Source organism: Novosphingobium sp. BL-S-19 (assembly GCF_055521675.1).
In genome coordinates this window covers 1,347,103-1,368,982 of the sequence record NZ_CM145498.1, presented here as the reverse complement: position 1 = coordinate 1,368,982, position 21,880 = coordinate 1,347,103, and the positions used below count along the sequence as shown (strand labels likewise).

The window sequence follows — 21,880 nt, the reverse complement described above, 5'->3', positions numbered from 1 at the left end:
CGCCGCGCCTTCCCCCTTGCCATTGGGCCCCTGCCCGCCTAGCGGCACCCGCGTCAGCCATAGGAGTCGAACATGGTCCCCCGCTACGCCCGCCCCGCGATGACCGCGATCTGGGAGCCCGAAGCCCGTTACCGCATCTGGTTCGAGATCGAGGCCCACGCCGCTGTGAAGATGGGCGAGATGGGCACCGTGCCCGCCAGCGCCGGCCAGGCCCTCTGGGACTGGTGGGCGACCAGCCCGACGATCGACGTTGCCGCGATCGACGCGATCGAAGCCGTGACCAAGCACGACGTCATCGCCTTCCTCGACTGGGTTGCCCAGCAGGTCGGCCCCGAAGCGCGCTTCATGCACCAGGGCATGACCAGCTCCGACGTGCTGGACACCACGCTGAACGTCCAGCTCGTCAAGGCTGCCGACATCCTGCTGGAAGACCTTGATGCCCTGCTCGCCGCGATCAAGCGCCGCGCCGAAGAGCACAAGTACACCCCCACCATCGGCCGCAGCCACGGCATCCATGCCGAACCGGTGACCTTCGGCCTGAAGATGGCCGAAGCCTATGCCGAATTCTCGCGCTGCAAGAAGCGCCTGATCGCCGCTCGCGAAGAAGTCGCCACGTGCGCGATCTCCGGCGCTGTGGGCACGTTCGCCAACGTCGATCCGGCAGTGGAACAGTACGTCGCCGACAAGATGGGCCTGGAAGTGGAGCCGGTCTCCACGCAGGTGATCCCGCGCGACCGTCACGCCATGTTCTTCGCGGTGCTGGGCGTGATCGCCAGCTCGATCGAACGCCTCGCCATCGAAGTGCGCCACCTGCAGCGCACCGAAGTGCTTGAGGCGGAGGAATACTTCTCGCCCGGCCAGAAGGGTTCGTCGGCGATGCCGCACAAGCGCAACCCGGTGCTGACCGAAAACCTGACCGGCCTTGCCCGCGTCGTCCGCTCGTCGGTGACCCCGGCGATGGAAAACGTGGCGCTATGGCATGAGCGTGATATCTCGCATTCCTCGGTCGAACGCTTCATCGGCCCGGACGCGACGATCACGCTCGACTTCGCGCTGGCCCGCCTTACCGGCGTGGTCGACAAGCTGCTCGTCTATCCCGAGCGCATGCAGAAGAACCTCGATCGCATGGGCGGCCTCGTCCACTCGCAGCGCGTGCTGCTGGCGCTGACGCAGGCAGGCCTGACGCGCGACCAGTCGTACCGTCTGGTCCAGCGCAATGCGATGAAGGTGTGGGAATCGGACGGTCAGCTCTCGCTGCTCGAACTTCTCAAGGCCGATCCCGAAGTCACCGCCGCGCTGCCCGTCGAAGTGATCGAGGACAAGTTCAACCTCGACTACCACTTCAAGCAGGTCGATACGATCTTCGCGCGCGTTTTCGGGAACTAAGCACCCCGCCGACACTTCCCATGGCCGCCAATCGCGCTTAGCATCGCGCGCGATTGGCGGACCTACTTGCAGAGCCAACTGCAGGAATTGCCGGAGGAAGCATGAATATCATCCGCACCGTGCTGTGGATTGCGATCACCGCGATCCTCGTCGCTTTCATCGCCATGAACTGGTCCAAGGTGCCGGTGAACTTCTGGCCGCTGGACGACGGCAACTACATCCACTTCGAATGGCCGGTCGGCGTCGTCGCCCTGCTGTTCTTCGGCCTCGGCATGTTGCCGGTGTGGCTCTACCTGCGCGCGGTGCGCTGGCGGCTCAATCGCCGCATCGCCACGCTGGAGAACTCGCTGCGCGCCAGTTCGATGCCGTCGATGACCGCGCCCGCGCCCGAAGCCGCCTCCCCCACCCTAGAACCCTCCCCGGAAGTCTGATCCCATGAACAACAATCCCGTCTATCTCGCCCTCGACCTGCCCCGCCTCGACGCTGCCGAGGCGCTGGCCCGCAAGGTCGCCGGGCATATCGGCGGGATCAAGCTGGGGCTGGAGTTCTTCTGCGCCCACGGCCACCACGGCGTGCACGAACTGCACAAGCTGGGCCTGCCGATCTTCCTCGACCTGAAGCTGCACGACATTCCGAACACCGTGGCCGGCGCGATGCAGGCCATCCACGTGCTGCAGCCCTCGATCGTCACCATCCATGCCGCCGGTGGCCGCGCGATGATGGAAGATGCCAAGGCCGCCGCGGGTGAGAATACCAAGGTGGTGGCCGTCACCGTGCTCACCAGCCTTGACGGGGACGACCTTGCCGCCATCGGCGTGAACGACGAACCCCATGCACAGGCCCTGCGCCTTGCCGAACTGGCGCACTCCGCCGGGCTGGACGGCATCGTCTGCTCGGGCCACGAAGTCGGTGCGGTGCACAAGCAGTGGAAGGACGGCTACTTCGTCGTCCCTGGCCTGCGCCCGGATAACGGAACGAACGGCGACCAGAAGCGCATCGTCACCCCGCGTCAGGCGCGCGATGATGGCGCCAGCGTGCTGGTGATCGGCCGCCCGATCAGCCGCGCCGAAGACCCCCTCGCCGCCGCCCGCGCCATCGAGGCCACGCTCTGACGCAAATGTGGCGCTGGAGCCAAGGCTGACGCGCCACGGCTCCGTCTCTCCGTTCATCCCCCGGAAATGCACGGTTCAGCGCCGGGCAACCTCCGGGGATACAGACCGTTGTTCCGGTCCTGATGGATGGAGAGTGCGACTATATGAAATCCCCCCGACTGCTTACCGCTGCCGCGTTCACCGCTTTGGCGCTGGCTTCCGCCCCAGCCGCGATGGCGCAGCAGACCGTCCCCGCCATCGAGGCCGGGCACACCCTGCTGACCGTCAGCGCCGAAGGCTCCACCACCCGCACGCCGGACATGGCCAGCTATTCGGCCGGCGTCACCACGCAAGGCAAGACCGCCAGCGAAGCGATGGGCGCCAACTCGCAGGCGATGGCCCGCGTGATCGCCGCGCTGAAGAAGGCCGGCGTGGCGGACAAGGACATCCAGACCACCAATCTCAGCCTCAACCCGGTCTATGCCGAACCCAAGCGCCAGCCGGACGGCAGCTTCTCCGGCGAACCGCGTGAGATCGTCGGCTATCAGGCGACAAACACCGTGAACGTGCGCCAGCGCAAGCTGGCCGATACCGGCAAGGTGATCGACGCGCTGGTGACGGCGGGCGCCAATCAGGTAAACGGTCCGGACTTCACCCTGTCGCAGCCCGACGCCGCGCAGGACGAAGCCCGCATGGACGCGATCAAGACCGCCCGCGCCCGCGCTGATCTCTACGCCCGCGCCGCCGGCCTGCGCGTGGTGCGCATCGTCTCGATCAGCGAGAGCGGCGGCTTTTCGCCGATGCCGGTGATGTATGCCCGCAAGGCCTCGATGGACATGGCGGCCGCCGCGCCGCCGGTCGCTGCCGGTGAACTGCAGATGTCGGTGAACGTGACGGTCCAGTTCGAACTGGCGCAGTAAGATAGAATAACGGGTTCGCGCAAAGGCACGAAGGCGCGAAGGAGTCGTTCGGCACCGCAGGTGCCCTTCTCCTTCGCAGGCTTTGCGGCATTCGTTGTCGTGGAACGGCAGAAGGCTTCGCCGACAGAGCAAGCCCTTTGCGCCTCTGCGTCTTTGCGCGAATCAAAAATCCCGAAGCCCCTGCAAAAGTGGCGCAACAGATCAGTTCAGCATCATGTCCTGAGACTGGATGTTGTACCCCACCAGCGCCATGTGCCCGCCGTCGCCCTTGCGATAGACGAACTGCTCGACGCCCGATCCGCGTTCGAAGGTCGTCTCCATCGTCAGCGTCACGAATGTGCCGCCCGTAGTGGCATTGGCGTTCCACCCGGTCTGTTTGCTCGCGCGCACTTTGCCCAGCTTGCCATGAACCGCATCGATCAGCTTTGTGAACTGCGCCTGCTGGGTCGCGCCGCGGAACTGAGGATCGGCGCTGTTCCAGATTTCCTGCGCCCGCCCCGCGTCGAGCGCGCGATGGAACTTGGCCACTTCCACCCCCGCATCCTCGAACGACTCCTTCATGCCGCAGCCGGCCAGCATTGCAGCGGCGGCAAATGGCATTAGATAGCGCCCAAATCGGTTCATCATCGGTCCCCTAAGCTTCGGGACCGCAATCTAGGCCAGAAAAACCCAATGCCAACAGCGGCGATCAAGATCTGCGGGATAAGCACGGCCGACGCGCTGGAAGCCGCGATCCGCGCGCGCGCCGATCATGCCGGCTTCGTGTTCTTCCCCAAGAGCCCGCGCAACGTCACCCCGGCTGAGGCTGCTCAGCTTGCCGAGCGCGCGCAAGGCCGCATCGGCCGCGTGGGTCTGTTCGTCGATGCCGATGACGCGACGATTGCAGAGGCCGTGGCAAGCGCCCGTCTCGACGCGTTCCAGCTTCACGGCAGCGAGAGCCCGGAACGGGCGGCGCAGCTGCGCGCGCGTTATGGTGTGGCCGTGTGGAAGGCCCTCTCCGTCGCCACGGCGGAAGACGCCGCCAAAGCTGCCGCCTATGCCGGCGCGGTCGATCTGGTGCTGTTCGATGCCAAGACGCCCAAGGGCACGCTGCCGGGCGGCATGGGCCTCAGTTTCGACTGGAAGCTGGTCGCGGGCTGGAAAGGCCCGGTGGCATGGGGCCTTGCGGGCGGATTGACGCCTGACAACGTGGCCGAAGCCGTGCGGCTGACCGGCACGCCGCTGGTGGACACTTCTTCGGGCGTGGAAAGCGCTCCGGGCATCAAGGACCTCGACCGGATCGACGCCTTCGCGCGTGCCGTGCGCAGCGGCTGAGTTAGAGAACCCGGCCCAAGCTGGTGTAATCATCAACCTGAACCACAATTCGTCATTGCGAGCGCAGCGAAGCAATCCAGGGCGGTTTACGCGACTCTGGATTGCTTCGCTGCGCTCGCAATGACGAAGGCGGTTATAGTCACCCCGCCAGTCCCATCGGCCTCAAGGCGATACAAACAAGAAAGGGCGGTCCCCTCATGGGCCGCCCTTTCCTGGCTTACGCTCGCAAGCGAGCGATTCCGCTCAGATGCTCCCGGTCCGCAGCCTCGGTGGCAATCGCGGACCGGAAGCAGCCAAATCAGAACTTCACGCCAACGCCAACCAGGCCGACGTCTGCGTCGGGGGTGTTGTCGCCGACGAGCAGGTGCTTGTACTCAGCCTTGGCGTAGAAACGGTCGTTGAGGCCCTGCTCAACACCACCGCCAACAGCAACGGCGCTGTTCCCGTACTTGCTGAACTTCGACTGCCAGGTCGAGTTGGCATAGAGCTTGGTGGTCGGGGTGACCTTGTAGCCAACGCGGCCACCGGCGCCCCACGAAACGCGGGTGTCGTCGGTCAGGATCTTGTCTGCCGAACCTTCGACGCCTGCGAAGAACTTGCTGCCCAGGTCGTAGTCGTAGCCGACTGCGACGCCTGCAACTGCTTCGCTGTCGCTGCCGTCCCAGATGATGCCGGTGCGGGCTTCGATGCGCGCTTCATTGGCCAGAGCGGGGGTGGCAACGGCTGCAGCAACGGCGGCGAGCGAAACGAGTGCGATACGCATTGTATTTTCTCCAGTATTTTCCCCGGCCCTCACCGGGGAGCCGCCCGCTGCGCCTCCTTTCCTTTCGCTCAGATGAACGAAATAATTCATTATTACCTAAAAACGTCATGAAACTACCATTTACAGACACTATATTGCCATTAACGTTTGCGCATTTGCATACTTTGCAATTGAATTCGGCCGGGTCGTCCCCATGCAAACGTTTATCGGCGAAGGCGCTGGACTTGGCCGCCCCGCTCTGCCAATCGCCCCGATCATGACCACGCACGCGCCTGTGAACAGCTTCCGCGCCCTGCCCGACGAGACCGGCCACTTCGGCCAGTTCGGCGGTCGCTACGTCGCCGAAACGCTGATGCCGCTGATCCTCGATCTTGAGAAGGAATACCGCAAGGCACAGCAGGACCCCGCGTTCTGGGCGGAATTCGATGCGCTGATGAAGGACTTCGTCGGCCGCCCCAGCCCGCTCTACTACGCCCCGCGTATGACGGACTATTTCCGCGCCCTCGCCCCCGAAGGCAAAGGCCCGAAAATCTACTTCAAGCGCGAAGAGCTGAACCACACCGGCGCGCACAAGATCAACAACTGCATCGGCCAGATCCTGCTGGCCATCCGCATGGGCAAGACCAAGATCATCGCCGAAACCGGCGCCGGCCAGCACGGAGTCGCCACGGCCACCGTCGCCGCGCGCTTCGGCCTGCCCTGCAAGATCTTCATGGGCGCCAAGGATATCGAGCGCCAGAAGCCCAACGTGTTCCGCATGAAGCTGCTGGGCGCCGAAGTGATCTCTTGCGAGAGCGGATCGCAGTCCCTCAAGGACTCGATGAACGACGCGCTGCGCTACTGGGTCGCGAACGTCCACGACACGTTCTACATCATCGGCACCGCCGCCGGCCCGCACCCCTATCCGGAACTGGTGCGCGATTTCCAGTCGATCATCGGCAAGGAAACGCGCGAACAGATGCTGGAGAAGGAAGGCCGCCTGCCCGATATGCTGGTGGCGGCCGTGGGCGGCGGATCGAACGCGATCGGCCTGTTCCACCCCTTCCTTGACGATCCCGAAGTGCAGATGACCGGTATCGAGGCTGCGGGCCACGGCATCGATACGGACAAGCACGCCGCATCGCTGACCGGCGGCAAGCCCGGCATTCTCCACGGCAACAAGACCTATCTGCTGCAGGACGAGGACGGCCAGATTACCGAGGCGCACTCGATCTCGGCCGGTCTCGACTATCCGGGGCTTGGGCCGGAACACTCCTGGCTGCATGAGAGCGGGCGCGTGAACTACGTGCCGATCACCGATACGCAGGCCCTCGACGCGTTCCAGCTCTGCTGCGAACTGGAAGGCATCATCCCGGCGCTCGAAAGCTCGCACGCGCTGGCCGCGCTGCCGCAGCTGACGGCGGAGATAGACGAGGACAAGCTGCTCGTCGTCAACGTCTCGGGCCGCGGCGACAAGGACATCTTCACCGTCGCCGAAGCGCTGGGCGTGGAGCTTTAATCAATGACCCGCTTCGAAACCGCATTCGCCAAGGGTCCCGCGCTCGTCTGCTTCATCACCGGGGGTGACGGCGACACGGCCGCCAATCTCGACGCGCTGGTCGAAGGCGGTGCCGACGTGATCGAACTCGGCATGCCCTTCACCGATCCGATGGCCGACGGCCCGGCGATCCAGGAAGCGAACATCCGCAGCCTCGACGCCGGCACCAAGACCTCCGACATCTTCCGCATGGCAAGCGAATTCCGCGCCCGCCACAGCCAGGTGCCGCTGGTGCTGATGGGCTATGCCAATCCGATGATCGCCCGAGGTGCCGACTGGTTCGCGGACGAATGTGCCAACGCCGGAGTCGACGGCGTGATCTGCGTGGACATCCCGCCTGAGGAAGATGCCGAACTCGGTCCGGCACTGCGCGACAAGAACGTCTCGCTGATCCGCCTTGCCACACCCACAACCGACGCCACGCGCCTTCCGGCCGTTCTCAGTGGCTCCTCGGGGTTTCTCTACTATGTCTCTGTCGCCGGTGTGACCGGCATGCAGCAGGCGGCGCAGGGCTCGATCGAGGATGCCGTAGCCAAGCTCAAGGCGGCCAGTTCGATCCCCGTAGCCGTCGGCTTCGGCGTGCGCACGCCGCAGCAGGCCAGCGCGATCGCCAAAGTGGCGGACGGCGTGGTCGTCGGCTCGGCGCTGGTCGATCTGGTCAAGCAGCACGGCGCCGATGCCCCCGCGCATCTGCGCGAACTGACCGCCGCGCTGGCCCAGGCAGTTCACGCCGCGCGCTGATCAAGCCAAATTTCGTCCCCAATTTCGTTATTGCGAAACGCGCGATGACGACGCAATCCCATGCATCGCGGCGGCCGCCAAGGCTTGCCGCGATGTGCCTTTCCGGACGGGTGCCATGAAAGACTTCGCCGTTTCCGAAGACCCGCGCGTTCAGGCCCAGCTTGACCGCCTTGCCGCGCTCTCGATCCCGCAGGGCCGCCTTGGGCTGGAAACGATCCACCTGCTGCTCCAACGGCTGGGCGATCCGCACAAGCGCCTGCCGCCGACGTTCCATGTCGCCGGCACCAACGGCAAGGGATCGACCTGCACTTATCTGCGCTTCATGCTGGAGGCACAGGGCCTGAAGGTCCATTCCGCCACCAAGCCGCATCTGGTGCGCTACAACGAGCGCATCCGGCTGGGCGGCAAGCTGATCTCGGACGAAATGCTGGCCGACCTGCTCGCCGAAGTGCTCGACGCGGGCGAGGACCTTGGCCCCAGCTTCTTCGAAGTGACCACGGCGGCGATCTTCCTCGCCTTTGCGCGCGAACCGGCCGACGCCTGCGTGATCGAGGTGGGCCTTGGCGGCCGCCTCGACGCCACCAATGTCATCGATCATCCGGCCGCCTGCGGCATTGTCACGCTCGGCATCGATCACGAAGCCTTCCTGCTGCGCCCCGAGGAAGGTGCGCCGGAAGAGCCACTGGCCCGCATCGCTTTCGAGAAAGCCGGTATCGTCCGCGGCCCCGCGCCGGTGGTCACGCTGGCCTATCCGGAAAGCGCCACGCTCGAAATCGAGCGCGCCGCCATGACTGCCGGTGCCCCGCTGCACATGCGCGGGCGTGACTGGGACGCGGCCGTGGGCGACGTGATCGAATATTCCGACCGTCACGGCGAACTTGCACTGCCGCTGCCCACCCTGCCCGGCACCCATCAGGCGGAGAATGCCGCGCTGGCCGTGGCTATCCTGCGCCATCAGGACCGGGTTGCGGTTTCGCCGGAAGCCATGGCCGAAGGCCTTACCGCCGCACGCTGGCCCGCACGCCTCCAGCATCTTTCCAAAGGCCCGCTGACTCGGCACGCCGGCATGCGCGAGGTCTGGCTGGACGGCGGCCACAACCCCGACGCCGGCCTTGCCATCGCACGCCATTTTGCTGGTCAACGCCTGCACCTCGTCATCGGCATGCTGGCGAACAAGGATCCCCGCGCACTGACCGCGCCGCTGGCGCAGAGCATCGCCAGCATTCGTGCCGTGCCGGTTCCGGGTCATGACTGCCACGGCCCGGAGAGCTTTGGACCTGCTGCCCTCTCCGCCGAAAGCGTAGCGGACGCGCTTTCGGCGCTGCCGGACGATGGCCTGCCGGTACTGATCGCGGGATCGCTCTATCTTTCCGGCGTCGTGCTCAAGGCCAACGCGGAAATTCCCGACTAGAGCGGTTTCCGATCCGATTGCATCGACTCGGCCGCTCTAAGCTTTTGGTTTTAGGTGAGCTTACCAAAGGGCAGCAGCTTCAGCGCCAGCGCCGCCGCGGCCTTCCCGTCGTTGGCACGCAGCGCGGGTAGAATGGCCAGAGCCGCACGCTTTAGCGTGGCGTCCAGAGGTGTCGACGCCTGCGCCGTCGCAGCGGCCTCGGCAAACTTGCGGGCCTGCGCCACCGAACCGTGGTCGCTGCGAATCTGCAGTAACGCTGCAAGCCCCGGATAGAACGCCTGATTGCCACCAAGATCGACCGCACGGGTCATCGCCGCCAGTCCCTGGTCCTTGCGCGCGCCCAGCGCGGTGCGGGCGAGGAAGCCCCCCAGTTCGTCCACGGCGCCAAGGTGCCACGCCGCAATCGCCATCTGCACTTCGGGATCGCGCGGGTTTTGCGCCAGCAGGCGCTGGAAGACATCGAGCGACGCCTTCACGTCGCTGCGGCTGTGCTGCAGCTTCCCGCGATAGCCGATGGCCACGCCGCGCTGGAGGGCGGCCTCCCGGTCGCCGGGGCGCGCGGCGAGCGCACGGTCGGCATTGGCGATGGCTTGCGCGATCAGTTGCAGCGCCCTGGCCTTGTCGTCCGTCTTGAACGCCGCCGTCGTCAGCAGATCCCGTGAACTCTGCGCCATGGCAGGGAGCGGCGCCGTCAGCGCCAGCCCGCAGGCCGCAACGGTGATGGGGCCGCGGATATTCGCCATTGCAAGGAAGACGGTCTTCAGCAGCATCGTTCCGGTATCTCCCCAAAGCAAAGTCCTGCGCCCACAGCCAACGGCCGAATTCCCGGCAGGTTCCTGCCGCGAAAGGCTGCGATCAGTTCACCGCCTCCGCCTCAAGCTCCGCAACATCTTCGCCCGCGGTGCCCATCGCCTGATCGACCAGCCCGGTGCGGCACATCCACCAGAACAGCACGATACCCGGCAGCGAGGCGACGGTGGTGAGGAGGTAGAAGTTCACATAGCCCAATGTCTCGATCAGTGCGCCGGCCGTGGTGCCGGTGAGGAAGCGCCCGACCACGCTGGCACCGGCAGAAATCAGCGCATATTGTGCGGCGGTGTAGCGCAAGTCGCAAAGCGCGGAGAAGTAGGCGATCACCACCACGCCGCCGAAGCCCGAAGCGATGTTCTCGAACCCGATCGCGCCGGCCATGCCCCAGTTACTGTGCCCAGCCGCCGCCAGCGCGGCGAAGCTGAGGTTGGAGGCGCCCATCAGGATCAGCGAAACCATGACCGAGCGCTTGAGGCCCATCTTGGCGAAAGCCACGCCGCCGATGAACACGCCGATCAGGTAAGCCCAGAAGCCGAGGCCGACGTCGTAGAGTGCGATTTCGTCATTGGAGAATTTCAAATCGTCGAACAACAGGCGGAACGTCAGGTTCGCCAGCGTATCGCCGATCTTGTGGACCAGGATGAAAGTCAGCACGAGCCAGGCGCCATTGCGGCGGAAGAACTCGGCGAAAGGTCCGGCGATGGAGTTCCACACTTCCACCACGCCGCGCTTTTCAACCACGACCTTGCGACGTTCCGGCTCCCCCAGCAGGGCCGCCGTCACCATCGCTGGCAGTGCGAAGAAAGCGCATGCCGCATAGCCCGCCGCCCAGCCATAGCGGGCCGAAAGCACCAGTGCCAACGCGCCGGCGCCGGCGGAACCGATGCGCCAGCCATATTGGCTCATGCCCGAACCCGTGCCCAACTGGTAAGGCTTCAGCGTTTCGATGCGATAGGCGTCGATCACGATGTCGAAGCTGGCGCCGGCAACGCCCACCAATACGGCAGCGATGACAGTGGCGCTGATGTCGGCAGCGGGGTTCACGAAAGCCAGGTTCAGCACCGCCGCGATCACGAACAGGCCGCAGACCATCATCCACGATACCCGCTGGCCCATGCTGCCGATAATCGGCAGGCGCACGCCATCGATGATCCAGGCCCAGAAAACTTTGAGGTTGTAGACCAGGAAGGCCAGCGTGAACGCGGTGACGGTCTTCTTGTCGATCCCGTCCTGCGCCAGACGCGTGGTGAGCGTCGCGCCGATCATCGCATAGGGAAAGCCGGAGGACAGCCCCAATGCGAAGGCGGCCAGCGATTCTTTCTCGAAATAGGGTTTTACCGCATCCCAGACGCCGCGACGTTGTTCGATACTTTGGGCGTCCACGCAGTGATCTCCGGTTTCGACACGCGAATATGCTGATTTGCCGCACCCTAACGCGGCCTTGGCGCAAGGGAAGGCTGGATGAAGCGACGATCAACAGGTATGGGCGGGCAAATGTCCAAACCTCCTTTTAAATCCGGCGGCCCGAAGCGTGGCGGCGGCGGTTCGCGCGATGGCTCCTTCCGGGACGGCCCGCGCGGCGGTGGCCCCCGTGACAACAACCAGCGCGGCAACCAGCGCGGCGATGCTCCACGCGGCCACGGCGATGCCCGGCGCGGCGACGATCCCGGCAATTCGCGCCGCGACGACAGGCCCACTTACTCGCGCGGCCCGCGCAAGGCCGATGAAGGCAAATCCTTCGGCGGCCGTCCTTGTGGCGAGCGCAAATCCGGCGATTACCGCAGCGACGATCGCCCCCGCGGCGACCGCAATCGACCAGACTCCAATCACCCAAGCCACAATCGCGATGAGCGCAGCGGCGGTTCACGCGACGGGCAGCGCAATGACCGGCCCGCATACGGCCGGGGTCCGCGCAAGGCCGATGCCGGCAAGCCCTTCGGCGACCGCCCCTATGGCGAGCGCAAATCCGGCGAATACCGCGGCGACGACCGCCCCCGCAGCGACCGCAATCGCCCAGACCGCAATCGAGATGAGCGCGGCGGCGGCCAGCGCGACGACCGGCGCGACGGGCCTACTTACAGCCGTGGTCCGCGCCGCGCCGAGGATGGTAGATCCTTCGGCAGCCGCCCCTACGCCGGCCGGTCAGAGCGTGACGGCGGCGAACGCCCCCGTGGCGAGCGTTTTCGCGACGAGCGCCCCTCTGGCGCCAGCCGCTATGAAGACCGTCGCCATGAAGAGCGGCGCCCCCGCCCGGTCCGCACCGCGCCGCGCGCCGCCGCCCCCACGGCCAAGACGCCCGGAATGCCGGTGCGCGAAGGCGAACGAATCGCCAAGCTGCTGGCCCGCGCCGGTGTCGCCAGTCGCCGCGAGGCGGAACGCCTGATCATCGAAGGCCGTGTGCGCCTGGGTGAGGATGTGATCGAAACGCCCTCCACCGTGCTCCCCAATCTGCGCGGCGTGACTGTCGACGGTAATCCGGTGCGAGAGGCGGAGGAAACCCGCCTCTTCATCTTCCACAAGCCTTCAGGCCTGATCACGGCGGAGCGGGACCCGATGGGCCGCCCGACCATCTACACCGCGCTGGACAATGCCCTGCCCGAAGGCGCCGGCCGTGTGATGCCGATCGGCCGTCTCGACCTCAATACCGAGGGTCTGCTGCTGCTGACCAACGACGGTGAGTTCAAGCGCCAGCTGGAACTGCCCGCCACCGGCGTGCCGCGCACCTATCGCGCGCGCACTTTCGGAGACATCACGCAGAGCCAGCTTGAAGACCTGATCGAAGGCATCGAGATCGAGGGCGTGATCTACGGCAAGATCGACGCCAACATGGAGCGTCGCACCGGGCGCAACCAGTGGATCGAAATGACCCTGACCGAAGGCAAGAACCGCGAAGTGCGCCGCGTGCTCGAACATCTGGGTCTGCAAGTCAGCCGCTTGATCCGCATTTCCTATGGGCCCTTCCGCCTGCTGGACCTGCCCAAGGGTCTGGTCGTCGAAGTCAGCGAGCGCGAACTGGAGAACTTCCGCCGCACGCTGGCCCAGAACAACGCGAAAAACGCCCCGAAGGACAGTCCCAAGGACGGAGACGCCAGGGACGGAGACGAGGCATGAAGCCGGCCAATGCGCGGACCGGCCTGCGCATCGTTGCGGGCGAATGGCGCGGACGCAAGCTGGCGACGCCGGAGGGCGACACCACGCGCCCGACGGCAGACCGCACGCGCGAGACGCTGTTCTCTATGCTGGCGAGCCGCCTTGGCACGCTTGAGGGTCTGAAAGTCGCCGATCTCTTTGCGGGATCGGGAGCACTTGGGCTTGAGGCGCTGTCACGCGGCGCCGCGCACTGCCTGTTCGTCGATCAGGACCCCGGTGCAATCCGGGCGATCCGCACCAATATCGCCAATTTGCGCGCCCAGGGGCAGGCCGACGTGCGGGCAAGTTCGGTGATGTCGCTCGGACAGGCGAAGGAGACCTTGGACCTCGTCCTGCTGGATCCGCCCTACGATACCGGCGCTGGTGCCGTGGCGGTCGACAAGCTGAACCGGCTGGGCTGGATCGGCGAGCAGACGTGGGTCAGCCTCGAAACCGGGCGCGACGAAAGCGTGTCGATCCGCGGTTTCGAGGTCGAGTCCACGCGGGACGTCGGCAAGGCACGGCTGCACATCCTGCGCCGCGTCCCGGACTGATCGCCCGCTACTGATCGGAGTCGATTACTTCTTCTTGTGGCTGGACTTCTTCGGCGCACTGCGCTGCACGCCGATCTGGCTGGGATTGATGCAGCTGTCCTTGATCGTTGCCGAACAGACCTTGTAGGTCTGACCATCGATGGAAACCTCGGTCGGCCGGCCACGGCTGTCACGCGCGGTTACGTCGGCCTTCTGCGGCGCGGCGTCCTGTGCGATGGCAGCGGCTCCAAGCGGGGCCGCGACGGCGGCAGCAGCAAGTATAAGCAAGTAGCGGGACATCCGGATTTCTCCATATGATGAAACGAACCCCGCACGGTGAAATACACTGCGCGGGGTTCGGTTCCAACTATACTTTTACAACGACAATCAGACTCCGCCGCGATTGCGGCAATTGTCCGTCACCGTCTTGCTGCACTTCGGATAGGTCTTGTCCATCGCCGTTGCCGGCGGCGGCGTCAGCGCGCCCTTGTAGGGGCCGCCCTGATAGCTCTGGTCCGCTGGCATCGCGGGGGGCACCGATTGTGCCGCCATCTTGGGATCGGGTACGCCCGTGGTCGGCATCCCCTCCCCCGGCGGATTGGCCTGCCCGGCCGGGGTCGACGGCTTCTGGCCGTTGAGTTGCTGGGCAACCGCGTTCCAGGCGATCTGCTGCTGTTCCGGACTCATCTTGTAGATCTGGCCGCGCTGGTCGGGCGTCAGCGCCCAATAGCCGCGCTGCTGCTCACCCGTGAGGTTCCAGAAATAGGCTTTGTATTCCGGCGTCCACGTATCGTAGTCGGCCTTCATATCGGCGGGCCACGAATCGTACGTCGCCTTCTGCTCGGCCGTCATCGCGCCGGAATCCGAGGGCGCGGCTGGAGCCGGCGGAGCTTCGGGAGTTGGTGCAGGGTCGCCCACGGTGCTTTGGGCAAGGATGGGGCCGGACAGGGCGGCCAGCGAAAGTGCGGCAGCGCCGGCCAGAAGTTTCACACGCATGGCATCTCTCTCCATGTCTATCGCTATGCAAAGGCGACGCCCGGTGCCGGGGATTGTTCCGAAGATGCGACGAAGCGGCCTTGCACCGCGATGCCCCGTTCCCTAGATGTTCACGGGTGAACGATCTGCAATCCTCTCAGCCTGATGCCTCTTCCGACCCGTTGATCGAGGGGCTGAATCCTCCCCAGCGCGAGGCGGTGCTGACTACCGAAGGCCCGGTGCTGATGCTGGCAGGGGCCGGCACGGGGAAGACGGCGGCGCTCACCCGCAGGCTGGCGCACCTCGTCCGCAGCCGCCTGGCCTGGCCCAGCGAGATCCTCTGCGTCACGTTCACCAACAAGGCCGCACGCGAAATGCGCGAGCGTGTGGGCCACCTGATCGGCCCCGCCGTCGAAGGGATGCCCTGGCTCGGCACCTTCCACGCGATCGCCGCCAAGATGCTGCGCCGCCATGCCGAACTGGTGGGGCTGCAACCCAACTTCACGATCATCGATACCGACGATCAGCTTCGCGTCCTGAAGCAGTTGATTCAGGCCGAAGGGCTGGATGAAAAGCGCTGGCCCGCCCGGCAACTGGCCGGTTGCATCGATCGCTGGAAGAACCGCGGGCTCAACCCCGCCGATCTCGATGCCGGCGAAAGCGAAGCCTATGCCAATGGCCGCGGACAGAAGTTCTACCAGCTCTATCAGGATCGCCTGAAGACGCTGAACGCCTGCGATTTCGGCGATCTGCTGCTCCACATGCTCAACATCCTGCGCACCAATCGCGATGTGCTGCAGCAGTACCAGCAGCGCTTCAAATACGTGATGGTGGACGAATATCAGGACACCAATCAGGTCCAGTACCTGTGGCTCCGCCTGATCGCGCAGGAACGCAAGAACATCTGCGTGGTGGGGGATGATGACCAGTCGATCTACTCCTGGCGCGGCGCGGAAGTGGCCAATATCCTGAAGTTCGAGAAGGACTTTCCCGGCGCGAAAGTGATCCGGCTGGAGCAGAACTATCGCTCCACCCCGCAGATCCTCGCCGCCGCCTCTGGCCTGATCGGCGAGAACACGCAGCGCCTGGGCAAGACGCTGTGGACCGAGCGCCATCCCGGCGAAAAGGTGCGCGTGATCGGCGTGTGGGACGCGCCGGAGGAAGCGCGCCGCGTGGGGGACGAGATCGAGCGGTTGGAACGCGAAGGCGCCCCGCTCGACCAGATCGCCATCCTTGTGCGCGCGCAGTACCAGACGCGCGAGTTCGAAGACCGGTTTATCTCGATCGGCATGAAGTACCGCATCGTCGGCGGCTTCCGTTTCTATGAGCGCGCCGAAATCCGCGACGCCCTCGCCTATCTGCGCGTCATCGCGCAGCCGTCGGACGACCTTGCGTTCGAGCGTATCTACAACGCCCCGAAGCGGGGCCTTGGCGCCAAGGCGCTGGAGGCACTGCACACCCTCGCCCGCCGCCGGGGCATTCCGCTCGCGATGGCCGCGATAGAGATTGCCGATACCGACGAACTGCCCGCCCGCGCGCGCAATACGTTCCTGTCGCTGATGCGCGATTTCGCCCGCTGGCGCGACCTGTCGGGCACCGAGAACCCGGCCGATCTCATGCGCACCGTGCTGGACGAAAGCGGCTATACCGACGCGCTGCAGGCCGAAAAGACGCCAGAAGCGGCGGGCCGCCTCGAAAACCTCGTCGAACTCGCGCGCGCCATGGAGGAATATGAAAGCCTCGGCGATTTCCTCGAACACGTCAGCCTCGTGATGGACAACGATGCCGCCGCGGACGAGGAAAAGGTCACGATCATGACCATGCACGCGGCCAAAGGGCTGGAGTTCGACAATGTGTTCCTGCCCGGCTGGGAGGAAGGCGTGTTCCCCTCGCAGCGGGCGATGGACGAAGGCGGGCTTGCCAGCCTGGAGGAGGAACGCCGCCTCGCCTACGTCGCCATCACCCGCGCGCGGCGCAAGTGCACGATCCTTCATGCCGCGAACCGCCGCATCTATGGCCAGTGGACCAGCTCCATCCCGTCACGCTTCATTGCGGAGCTGCCGGACGATCATGTGGATGCGGAAACCACGCTATCCGGCGGCGCCTCGCTCTGGCGGGCGCAGTGGACGGAAATGGCCGATCCTTTCGCCGAAGTGGCCCGCGCGCAGCCGGCTCGCACCTTGACGCGCGGCCCCGGTTGGCAGCGCGCGGCGGCGCAGGAATACGATCCCAAGCCGCGCCGCATTGCCGAATCGACGCGTAGTGCCGCCAGCTTCGCCTCGAAGCCGCGCACCGATATCGCAATCGGTGCGCGCGTGTTCCATGAGAAGTTCGGCTACGGCAAAGTCACCGGCCAGGAAGGCAACAAGCTGGAGATCGATTTCGAACAGGCCGGCGCCAAGCGCGTGCTGGACAGCTTCGTGAAACCCGCCAGCGACGTCTGAGCGGGTTTCCGGCGCCCCTTAGAGCAGGCCGGGAATCAGTCGCGAACGCACTTTCGCTGCGTATTCACGGTAGCCGGGATCGACGTTGAGCATCTTCTCTTCCTCGTCCATGCGCATCCACAGCAGAATCCAGGTCAGCGCATAGATCGCGACGTTCCAGATCGAGAGATAGAGCAGCAGGTATCCGATGTGGTTGACGATATAGGCCATGTACATAGGATGGCGAACGATCCGGTAAAGCCCGCCGCTCTTCACCCCGCGATTGGCCGCAACCAGCCCGAAACTGCGGCGCAGCGAAAGCTTGGCGATGATCGACAAGGCCACGCCGCCGAGGATGAAAGTGGTCGAAACGAAGTCCGGCGCCAGTTGCACGCCGTTCGGCACGATCAGCAGCGCCACGCCGGTGCCGCCGAAGCCCACCAGCACCGGCTTGATGCCCGTGGCCACGTCTCCCGGCCGCTGAAGAATGATCAGCACAACGCCCAGCAACTCGGCGATCAGGAAAACCACAAGTTGCGGATGCTGCGGCACCGCAGGCAGCAGCCGGTTGATCACCAGATAGGCAAGCAGCAGCAGAAACGCGCATTCGGCAAAATGGATCAGGCGAGCCAGCGTCATCGATGTCCCCCGCCCCGCCAAAGCGGCCGGGGCATGCAATCCTTTTAATCAGGAACTGGTAAACAGCCGTTTAAGCGACTTTGGCGATCATCCGAAGGAACGAGTGTTTAGGTTCGGGAAACCATCATGGGCCTAAGGCAGCGTCGATAGGATTTTTTGTCGCAGGCCTGCCCAGATGCATGAAATCACCGTGATCCTGCGCCCGCTGCTGCTGGTTGCGCTCTTCCTGATCCCACTGGAGCGCCTGCTGCCCGCGCGGGGCAGCACCCGCCGCACCCGCGCGGGGCTGGTTGCCGACCTGCTCCACGCCACGATCGGCGCGCTGGTCATCCGCTTCGGCGCCGTCGTCCTGTTGACATGGATTGCCCCGGCCGCGCCACCAGTCAGCCTGATCGGCACCGTGCCGGTATGGCTGCAGGCCATCGTGCTGCTGCTGGTGAGCGACCTGATCATCTGGTGCGTACATCGCAGCTTTCACGCCGTACCGTTCCTCTGGCGCTTTCACCGCATCCACCATTCCAGCCCACATCTCGACTGGCTGGCCACGGCCCGCGTCCATCCGGTGGAGCAAGTGATCTTTGCAACGGCCACGGCGCTACCGATGTGTCTGGTGGCGTTCTCTCCGCTGGCGGTGGCGATCTATCTCGCCTTCTACACGATCCACGCCAACCTGCTGCACGCCGACACGCGCCTGTCGTTCGGCCCGCTGGAAGCGATTTTCACCCCCCCTCGCATCCATCACTGGCACCATGCCGACGAGGTGGAAGCCTACGACACAAACTTCGGTTCGCAACTGGTGATCTGGGACAAGCTGTTCGGCACCGCCTATCGCCCCGAAGCGGAGCGCCCTGCCCGCTTCGGCGTAGATTCGGCGCCGTCCGAAGACTTTGCCGATCATCTGATCGCTCCGTTCCGCAAACAGCCCGACAGCTCGCCCTCGAGCAGGCAGGCCCTGGAAAGCTCTCCGTCCGCCTAGCGGCCCCTCACTCGCACCTACTTACCCTGCGAAGCCGCCTCGATCTGCGACAGCAAGGGATCCGGCACAAAGGCCGCAGCCCCATCGGGCGTTAATTCCAGGATCGCCTCACCCTGCCTTGACCGTGCCTTCCATACCGGCAGACCCGGCCCGTTGGGATCACCGGTCTTGGCGAAGTTCACGATATAACCGCTGGCGATCCTGCCCATCTGGTTGTCCCGCTCACTCGTCCCCTCGCCGTACTTGATCGCCTGGGTGGCCAGGAAGAACGGGATGTCGGTGGCATGACCGGCCCCCTTTCCATCAGCGGCAATCGAACTGGCGACGTAGCCGAAGCGATATTCCCAGACCGGAACACCCTGATCGGCAACCAGCCCGGCGATCTGCCGCGCGCCGGCAATCATGCTGCCCGTCACGCCGCCGATATCGTCACTGGTGGCGCCGATGATCATCGGCACCTGACGGAACTCTGCCGAAGTATAGGCCTTGCGCTGGTCCACCGCGATACGCCCATCGGGGAACGGACTAGCAAAGGTACGCGGTGCATCCGAAGGCGCGAAAAGCGCAGTAAGGTTCAGCCCATCCACCACATCGTCGGCGGAGAGCGCACGCAGCTTGGCCAGTGCCTCGGGATCGTCCTGCGCGATGCCCTTGCCCTCGGCAAACCGCAGGCCGGTGGCCTCTGCCGAGGCAAGATCCTGACCGAGCAGCATCTGGCCGTCGCCGCCGGACATGACGACCGCCTTGTCGAACAATCCGTTGGCCATCGGCGAAGTGACAAGGTTGTGCACCGACATGCCGCCGGCGCTTTCGCCGATGATCGTCACATTATCGGGATCACCACCAAACGCCGCGATATTGCGCTGAACCCAGGTCAGCGCCGCGATCTGGTCCAGATAGCCGTAATTGCCCAGCAGGCCGGCGTCGGCATCTGCGGCGGTCAGCGCGGGATGCGCGAAAGTGCCGAAACGGCCGATGCGATAGTTGAAGCTGAAGAACAGCACGCCCTGCTTCGCCAGCTCGGCACCGGAATAGGTCGGGGGCGAGGCGCCGCCATTGACGAAGCCGCCGCCGTAGATCCACACGACCACCGGCAGCTTGCCGGCCGCCTTCTCGGGCCGCCAGACATTGGCATAGAGGCAATCCTCGGCCGGCGGGGTGCCAAGCGGCGCGGCATCGCCGTCGAACGGCTTCTGCATACAATCATGGCCATATTCGGTCGCCTTGCGGACGCCGTCCCAATCCGCCGCCGATTGCGGCGCACGCCAGCGCAAGTCTCCAACCGGCGGGGCGGCGAAGGGAATGCCCTTCCAGCTCAGGACGCCATCCGTCTCGCTGCCCTCCAGGCTGCCATTCTCAACCTGCACGACGGTTTCCGGGTCGGCGTGCGCCGCACAGGCCGCGCCGAGGCAGAGCGATAGCGCCAGAGCCAGTCTTGCCCCTCTGCCTGCCGCCCATCGCATAAGCCAACTCCTTGTCTTGAAAGACCTAGCTCTGACACAGGCCGACGACGCCCAGCAAGCAAGATGCCGGGAAAAGCGCACCAGAAAAGCAAACGGGGAGCCGTTGGGCTCCCCGCAGACTTGATCAGGATGGCTCGCGATGCGAGCTTCAGGCCAGGGCCGAAACGCCGAGGAATTCCGGGATCGGGCCGTTCCAGCCCATATCCGCCGGTTCTTGGTCACGATGGCGATTGCGGCGGTTGTCGTTGCGCGGTGCCTTTGCAGGCGCCTTCGCCTCGCGTTCCAGAGCGCTTTCGCGCGGGGCCGGAACACTTTCGCGAATGGCCGGTGCGCGTTCGCGGGCTGGGCGACGTGCCGACCGGTCTTCACGATCTTCACGAGCGCGGGGCTCGGGCCGTTCTTCGCGACGTTCGGTACGCTCACGCTTTTCGCGGCGCGGCTTTTCCTCACGCTCGGCAGAACGCGTCGCGGAGCGTGCGGGCGCGGCGTCCTCAAGCGCAACCTCGAACACCGGGATCTTGCCGCCGGTCAGCTTCTCCACGCCCTCGATCGCCTCGGCATCTTCCGGGGCTACCAGCGTGAAGGCACGGCCCGTGGCGCCGCCACGGCCGGTGCGGCCGATACGGTGGACATAGTCGTCCGGATGCCAGGGCGTGTCGAAGTTGAAAACGTGGCTCACGCCCTTCACGTCAAGCCCGCGTGCGGCGACGTCGGAGGCGACCAGGATGTTGATCGCACCGTCCTTGAAGCTCTGCAATTCGGCCAGACGCGCGGGCTGATCCATGTCGCCATGAATTTCGCCGGCGGCAAAACCGTGGCTCTTCAGGCTCTTCGCCAGTTCGCGCACCGTGGTCTTGCGATTGGCGAAGATGATCGCCGTGGTCACATTGTCCGTCCGCAGCAGGTGGCGCAGCACCTCCCGCTTCTTCCTGGACTGCACCGCGACCTTGTGCTGGACGATATTGATGTTGGCGGACGCGGGCCGCGCGACCTCAATGTACTTGGGGTTCGACAGGAAGCGGTCCGCCAGCTTCTTGATCGGCGGCGGCATCGTTGCCGAAAACAACAGGGTCTGCCGGTTGGTCGGCAGCTTCGAACAGATGCTTTCGATGTCCGGAATGAAGCCCATGTCGAGCATGCGGTCGGCTTCGTCGATCACCAGCAGTTCGCAGCCGGTCAGCAGGATCTTGCCGCGTTCGAACAAGTCCATCAGGCGGCCCGGCGTGGCGATCAGCACGTCCACGCCTTCCTGCAGCGCCTTGACCTGATCGCCCATCTGCACGCCGCCGATCAGCAGCGCCATCTTCAGGTCGTGGTTCTTGCCGTACTTCTCGAAATTCTCGGCAACCTGCGCGGCCAGTTCGCGCGTCGGTTCGAGAATCAGCGAGCGCGGCATCAGCGCGCGGCGGCGGCCGTGGGCCAGAATATCGATCATCGGCAGCACGAAGCTGGCCGTCTTCCCGGTACCCGTCTGCGCAATGCCGATAAGGTCCTTCATCATCAGGACCGGAGGAATGGCTTGTGCCTGGATCGGAGTCGGTTCGCTGTAACCCGCGGTTTCCACCGCGTGCAGCAATTCGTCAGACAGGCCGAGATCGGCAAAGCTCATAGGCAGACTGGTTTATCCGAAGTTCAGGGAAGCAAGGGTATTCGCCGATGTAGCCATCAAAGGCATCGCAACGCGTTCAGGCCGGGGCCTTTCGTGCGTACCGAACGTACACCTGCGCGGCCCCTTTGCGCGAACTGCCCCGAAAGTCAAGGAAATCCG

At 65.0% G+C, this 21,880-nt stretch carries 21 protein-coding genes; 12 read left to right on the top strand and 9 right to left on the bottom strand.

The annotated features are described in order from the left end of the window. Window positions 1–72: 72 nt before the first annotated feature. From purB to ACZ1JV_RS14730, 4 genes are all read left to right on the top strand, one after another. Window positions 73–1,386: an adenylosuccinate lyase gene (purB, locus tag ACZ1JV_RS14745; RefSeq protein WP_465152139.1), complete on the top strand. Its 1,314-nt coding sequence runs from the start codon at window positions 73–75 to the stop codon at window positions 1,384–1,386. 101 nt (window positions 1,387–1,487) lie between these two features. After that, window positions 1,488–1,817 carry a LapA family protein gene (locus ACZ1JV_RS14740; protein WP_465152138.1) on the top strand — a complete coding sequence of 110 codons (330 nt, stop codon included), beginning with the start codon at window positions 1,488–1,490 and terminating at the stop codon, window positions 1,815–1,817. A 4-nt stretch (window positions 1,818–1,821) separates the two neighbouring features. After that, window positions 1,822–2,499, top strand: coding sequence for an orotidine-5'-phosphate decarboxylase (pyrF, locus tag ACZ1JV_RS14735; protein ID WP_465152137.1), 678 nt, complete (start codon window positions 1,822–1,824; stop codon window positions 2,497–2,499). 143 nt (window positions 2,500–2,642) lie between these two features. After that, window positions 2,643–3,398: an SIMPL domain-containing protein gene (locus ACZ1JV_RS14730; protein ID WP_465152136.1), complete on the top strand. Its 756-nt coding sequence runs from the start codon at window positions 2,643–2,645 to the stop codon at window positions 3,396–3,398. A 201-nt stretch (window positions 3,399–3,599) separates the two neighbouring features. On the opposite strand, the gene ACZ1JV_RS14725 is transcribed toward ACZ1JV_RS14730, so the two are convergent. Further along, window positions 3,600–3,998, bottom strand: a complete 399-nt coding sequence (locus ACZ1JV_RS14725; protein ID WP_465152135.1) for a DUF4019 domain-containing protein — start codon at window positions 3,996–3,998, stop codon at window positions 3,600–3,602. A gap of 72 nt (window positions 3,999–4,070) precedes the next feature. On the opposite strand from ACZ1JV_RS14725, the gene ACZ1JV_RS14720 reads away from it, so the two are divergent. Further along, window positions 4,071–4,712 (top strand): phosphoribosylanthranilate isomerase, encoded by a 642-nt coding sequence (locus ACZ1JV_RS14720; protein ID WP_465152134.1) that lies wholly within the window; start codon window positions 4,071–4,073, stop codon window positions 4,710–4,712. 298 nt (window positions 4,713–5,010) lie between these two features. Here the strand turns inward: ACZ1JV_RS14720 and ACZ1JV_RS14715 are convergent, their stop codons facing one another. Next, on the bottom strand, window positions 5,011–5,475 hold the full coding sequence (locus ACZ1JV_RS14715) for an outer membrane protein (protein WP_465137851.1): 465 nt from the start codon (window positions 5,473–5,475) through the stop codon (window positions 5,011–5,013). 256 nt (window positions 5,476–5,731) lie between these two features. On the opposite strand from ACZ1JV_RS14715, the gene trpB reads away from it, so the two are divergent. The 3 genes from trpB to ACZ1JV_RS14700 all read left to right on the top strand — a co-directional run bounded on the left by trpB (window position 5,732) and on the right by ACZ1JV_RS14700 (window position 9,164). Then, window positions 5,732–6,973, top strand: a complete 1,242-nt coding sequence (trpB, locus tag ACZ1JV_RS14710) for a tryptophan synthase subunit beta (RefSeq protein ID WP_465152576.1) — start codon at window positions 5,732–5,734, stop codon at window positions 6,971–6,973. A 3-nt stretch (window positions 6,974–6,976) separates the two neighbouring features. Next, window positions 6,977–7,753: a tryptophan synthase subunit alpha gene (gene trpA, locus ACZ1JV_RS14705; protein WP_465152133.1), complete on the top strand. Its 777-nt coding sequence runs from the start codon at window positions 6,977–6,979 to the stop codon at window positions 7,751–7,753. 115 nt (window positions 7,754–7,868) lie between these two features. Next, a complete protein-coding gene (locus ACZ1JV_RS14700) occupies window positions 7,869–9,164 on the top strand; it encodes a bifunctional folylpolyglutamate synthase/dihydrofolate synthase (RefSeq protein WP_465152132.1) in 1,296 nt (431 codons plus the stop codon). Window positions 9,165–9,214: 50 nt separating this feature from the next. Here the strand turns inward: ACZ1JV_RS14700 and ACZ1JV_RS14695 are convergent, their stop codons facing one another. Together ACZ1JV_RS14695 and ACZ1JV_RS14690 are read right to left on the bottom strand one after the other, a co-directional pair. Continuing rightward, window positions 9,215–9,934, bottom strand: coding sequence for a hypothetical protein (locus ACZ1JV_RS14695; RefSeq protein WP_465152131.1), 720 nt, complete (start codon window positions 9,932–9,934; stop codon window positions 9,215–9,217). 85 nt (window positions 9,935–10,019) lie between these two features. Further along, window positions 10,020–11,357: an MFS transporter gene (locus tag ACZ1JV_RS14690; protein WP_465152130.1), complete on the bottom strand. Its 1,338-nt coding sequence runs from the start codon at window positions 11,355–11,357 to the stop codon at window positions 10,020–10,022. A 111-nt stretch (window positions 11,358–11,468) separates the two neighbouring features. Here ACZ1JV_RS14690 and ACZ1JV_RS14685 point away from each other — a divergent pair, with 111 nt between their 5' ends. Beyond that, window positions 11,469–13,085, top strand: a complete 1,617-nt coding sequence (locus ACZ1JV_RS14685; RefSeq protein WP_465152129.1) for a pseudouridine synthase — start codon at window positions 11,469–11,471, stop codon at window positions 13,083–13,085. After that, the gene (gene rsmD / locus ACZ1JV_RS14680; protein ID WP_465152128.1) at window positions 13,082–13,657 is read left to right on the top strand and encodes a 16S rRNA (guanine(966)-N(2))-methyltransferase RsmD; all 576 of its coding nucleotides are present in this window, start codon (window positions 13,082–13,084) and stop codon (window positions 13,655–13,657) included. The genes ACZ1JV_RS14685 and rsmD overlap by 4 nt, the downstream gene beginning before the upstream one ends. Before the next feature lie 24 nt (window positions 13,658–13,681). Here rsmD and ACZ1JV_RS14675 read toward each other — a convergent pair whose 3' ends face one another. Both ACZ1JV_RS14675 and ACZ1JV_RS14670 read right to left on the bottom strand, forming a co-directional pair. Further along, window positions 13,682–13,936 carry a hypothetical protein gene (locus ACZ1JV_RS14675; protein ID WP_465137844.1) on the bottom strand — a complete coding sequence of 85 codons (255 nt, stop codon included), beginning with the start codon at window positions 13,934–13,936 and terminating at the stop codon, window positions 13,682–13,684. Between the two features lie 87 nt (window positions 13,937–14,023). After that, entirely contained in the window at window positions 14,024–14,632 is a 609-nt protein-coding gene (locus ACZ1JV_RS14670; protein WP_465152127.1) for a hypothetical protein, read from the bottom strand. 116 nt (window positions 14,633–14,748) lie between these two features. Here ACZ1JV_RS14670 and ACZ1JV_RS14665 point away from each other — a divergent pair, with 116 nt between their 5' ends. Further along, window positions 14,749–17,055 (top strand): ATP-dependent helicase, encoded by a 2,307-nt coding sequence (locus tag ACZ1JV_RS14665; protein ID WP_465152126.1) that lies wholly within the window; start codon window positions 14,749–14,751, stop codon window positions 17,053–17,055. An 18-nt stretch (window positions 17,056–17,073) separates the two neighbouring features. On the opposite strand, the gene ACZ1JV_RS14660 is transcribed toward ACZ1JV_RS14665, so the two are convergent. Further along, entirely contained in the window at window positions 17,074–17,673 is a 600-nt protein-coding gene (locus tag ACZ1JV_RS14660; protein WP_465152125.1) for a methyltransferase family protein, read from the bottom strand. A 175-nt stretch (window positions 17,674–17,848) separates the two neighbouring features. Here ACZ1JV_RS14660 and ACZ1JV_RS14655 point away from each other — a divergent pair, with 175 nt between their 5' ends. Beyond that, complete coding sequence (locus ACZ1JV_RS14655; protein WP_465152124.1) at window positions 17,849–18,649, top strand: sterol desaturase family protein; 801 nt, start codon at window positions 17,849–17,851, stop codon at window positions 18,647–18,649. A gap of 17 nt (window positions 18,650–18,666) precedes the next feature. On the opposite strand, the gene ACZ1JV_RS14650 is transcribed toward ACZ1JV_RS14655, so the two are convergent. Together ACZ1JV_RS14650 and ACZ1JV_RS14645 are read right to left on the bottom strand one after the other, a co-directional pair. Further along, window positions 18,667–20,112, bottom strand: coding sequence for a carboxylesterase/lipase family protein (locus ACZ1JV_RS14650; RefSeq protein WP_465152123.1), 1,446 nt, complete (start codon window positions 20,110–20,112; stop codon window positions 18,667–18,669). A gap of 148 nt (window positions 20,113–20,260) precedes the next feature. Further along, entirely contained in the window at window positions 20,261–21,721 is a 1,461-nt protein-coding gene (locus tag ACZ1JV_RS14645; RefSeq protein ID WP_465152122.1) for a DEAD/DEAH box helicase, read from the bottom strand. Window positions 21,722–21,880: the final 159 nt, after the last annotated feature.

Coding starts and splice junctions, on each gene's coding strand:
- ACZ1JV_RS14655 (WP_465152124.1), top strand. CDS start 17,849: ATGCATGAAATCACCGTGATCCTGCGCCCGCTGCTGCTGGTTGCGCTC.
- ACZ1JV_RS14725 (WP_465152135.1), bottom strand. CDS start 3,998: ATGCCATTTGCCGCCGCTGCAATGCTGGCCGGCTGCGGCATGAAGGAG.
- trpA (WP_465152133.1), top strand. CDS start 6,977: ATGACCCGCTTCGAAACCGCATTCGCCAAGGGTCCCGCGCTCGTCTGC.
- ACZ1JV_RS14650 (WP_465152123.1), bottom strand. CDS start 20,112: ATGCGATGGGCGGCAGGCAGAGGGGCAAGACTGGCTCTGGCGCTATCG.
- ACZ1JV_RS14645 (WP_465152122.1), bottom strand. CDS start 21,721: ATGAGCTTTGCCGATCTCGGCCTGTCTGACGAATTGCTGCACGCGGTG.
- ACZ1JV_RS14720 (WP_465152134.1), top strand. CDS start 4,071: ATGCCAACAGCGGCGATCAAGATCTGCGGGATAAGCACGGCCGACGCG.
- ACZ1JV_RS14660 (WP_465152125.1), bottom strand. CDS start 17,673: ATGACGCTGGCTCGCCTGATCCATTTTGCCGAATGCGCGTTTCTGCTG.
- purB (WP_465152139.1), top strand. CDS start 73: ATGGTCCCCCGCTACGCCCGCCCCGCGATGACCGCGATCTGGGAGCCC.
- trpB (WP_465152576.1), top strand. CDS start 5,732: ATGACCACGCACGCGCCTGTGAACAGCTTCCGCGCCCTGCCCGACGAG.
- ACZ1JV_RS14730 (WP_465152136.1), top strand. CDS start 2,643: ATGAAATCCCCCCGACTGCTTACCGCTGCCGCGTTCACCGCTTTGGCG.
- ACZ1JV_RS14700 (WP_465152132.1), top strand. CDS start 7,869: ATGAAAGACTTCGCCGTTTCCGAAGACCCGCGCGTTCAGGCCCAGCTT.
- ACZ1JV_RS14685 (WP_465152129.1), top strand. CDS start 11,469: ATGTCCAAACCTCCTTTTAAATCCGGCGGCCCGAAGCGTGGCGGCGGC.
- ACZ1JV_RS14670 (WP_465152127.1), bottom strand. CDS start 14,632: ATGCGTGTGAAACTTCTGGCCGGCGCTGCCGCACTTTCGCTGGCCGCC.
- rsmD (WP_465152128.1), top strand. CDS start 13,082: ATGAAGCCGGCCAATGCGCGGACCGGCCTGCGCATCGTTGCGGGCGAA.
- ACZ1JV_RS14740 (WP_465152138.1), top strand. CDS start 1,488: ATGAATATCATCCGCACCGTGCTGTGGATTGCGATCACCGCGATCCTC.
- pyrF (WP_465152137.1), top strand. CDS start 1,822: ATGAACAACAATCCCGTCTATCTCGCCCTCGACCTGCCCCGCCTCGAC.
- ACZ1JV_RS14675 (WP_465137844.1), bottom strand. CDS start 13,936: ATGTCCCGCTACTTGCTTATACTTGCTGCTGCCGCCGTCGCGGCCCCG.
- ACZ1JV_RS14715 (WP_465137851.1), bottom strand. CDS start 5,475: ATGCGTATCGCACTCGTTTCGCTCGCCGCCGTTGCTGCAGCCGTTGCC.
- ACZ1JV_RS14695 (WP_465152131.1), bottom strand. CDS start 9,934: ATGCTGCTGAAGACCGTCTTCCTTGCAATGGCGAATATCCGCGGCCCC.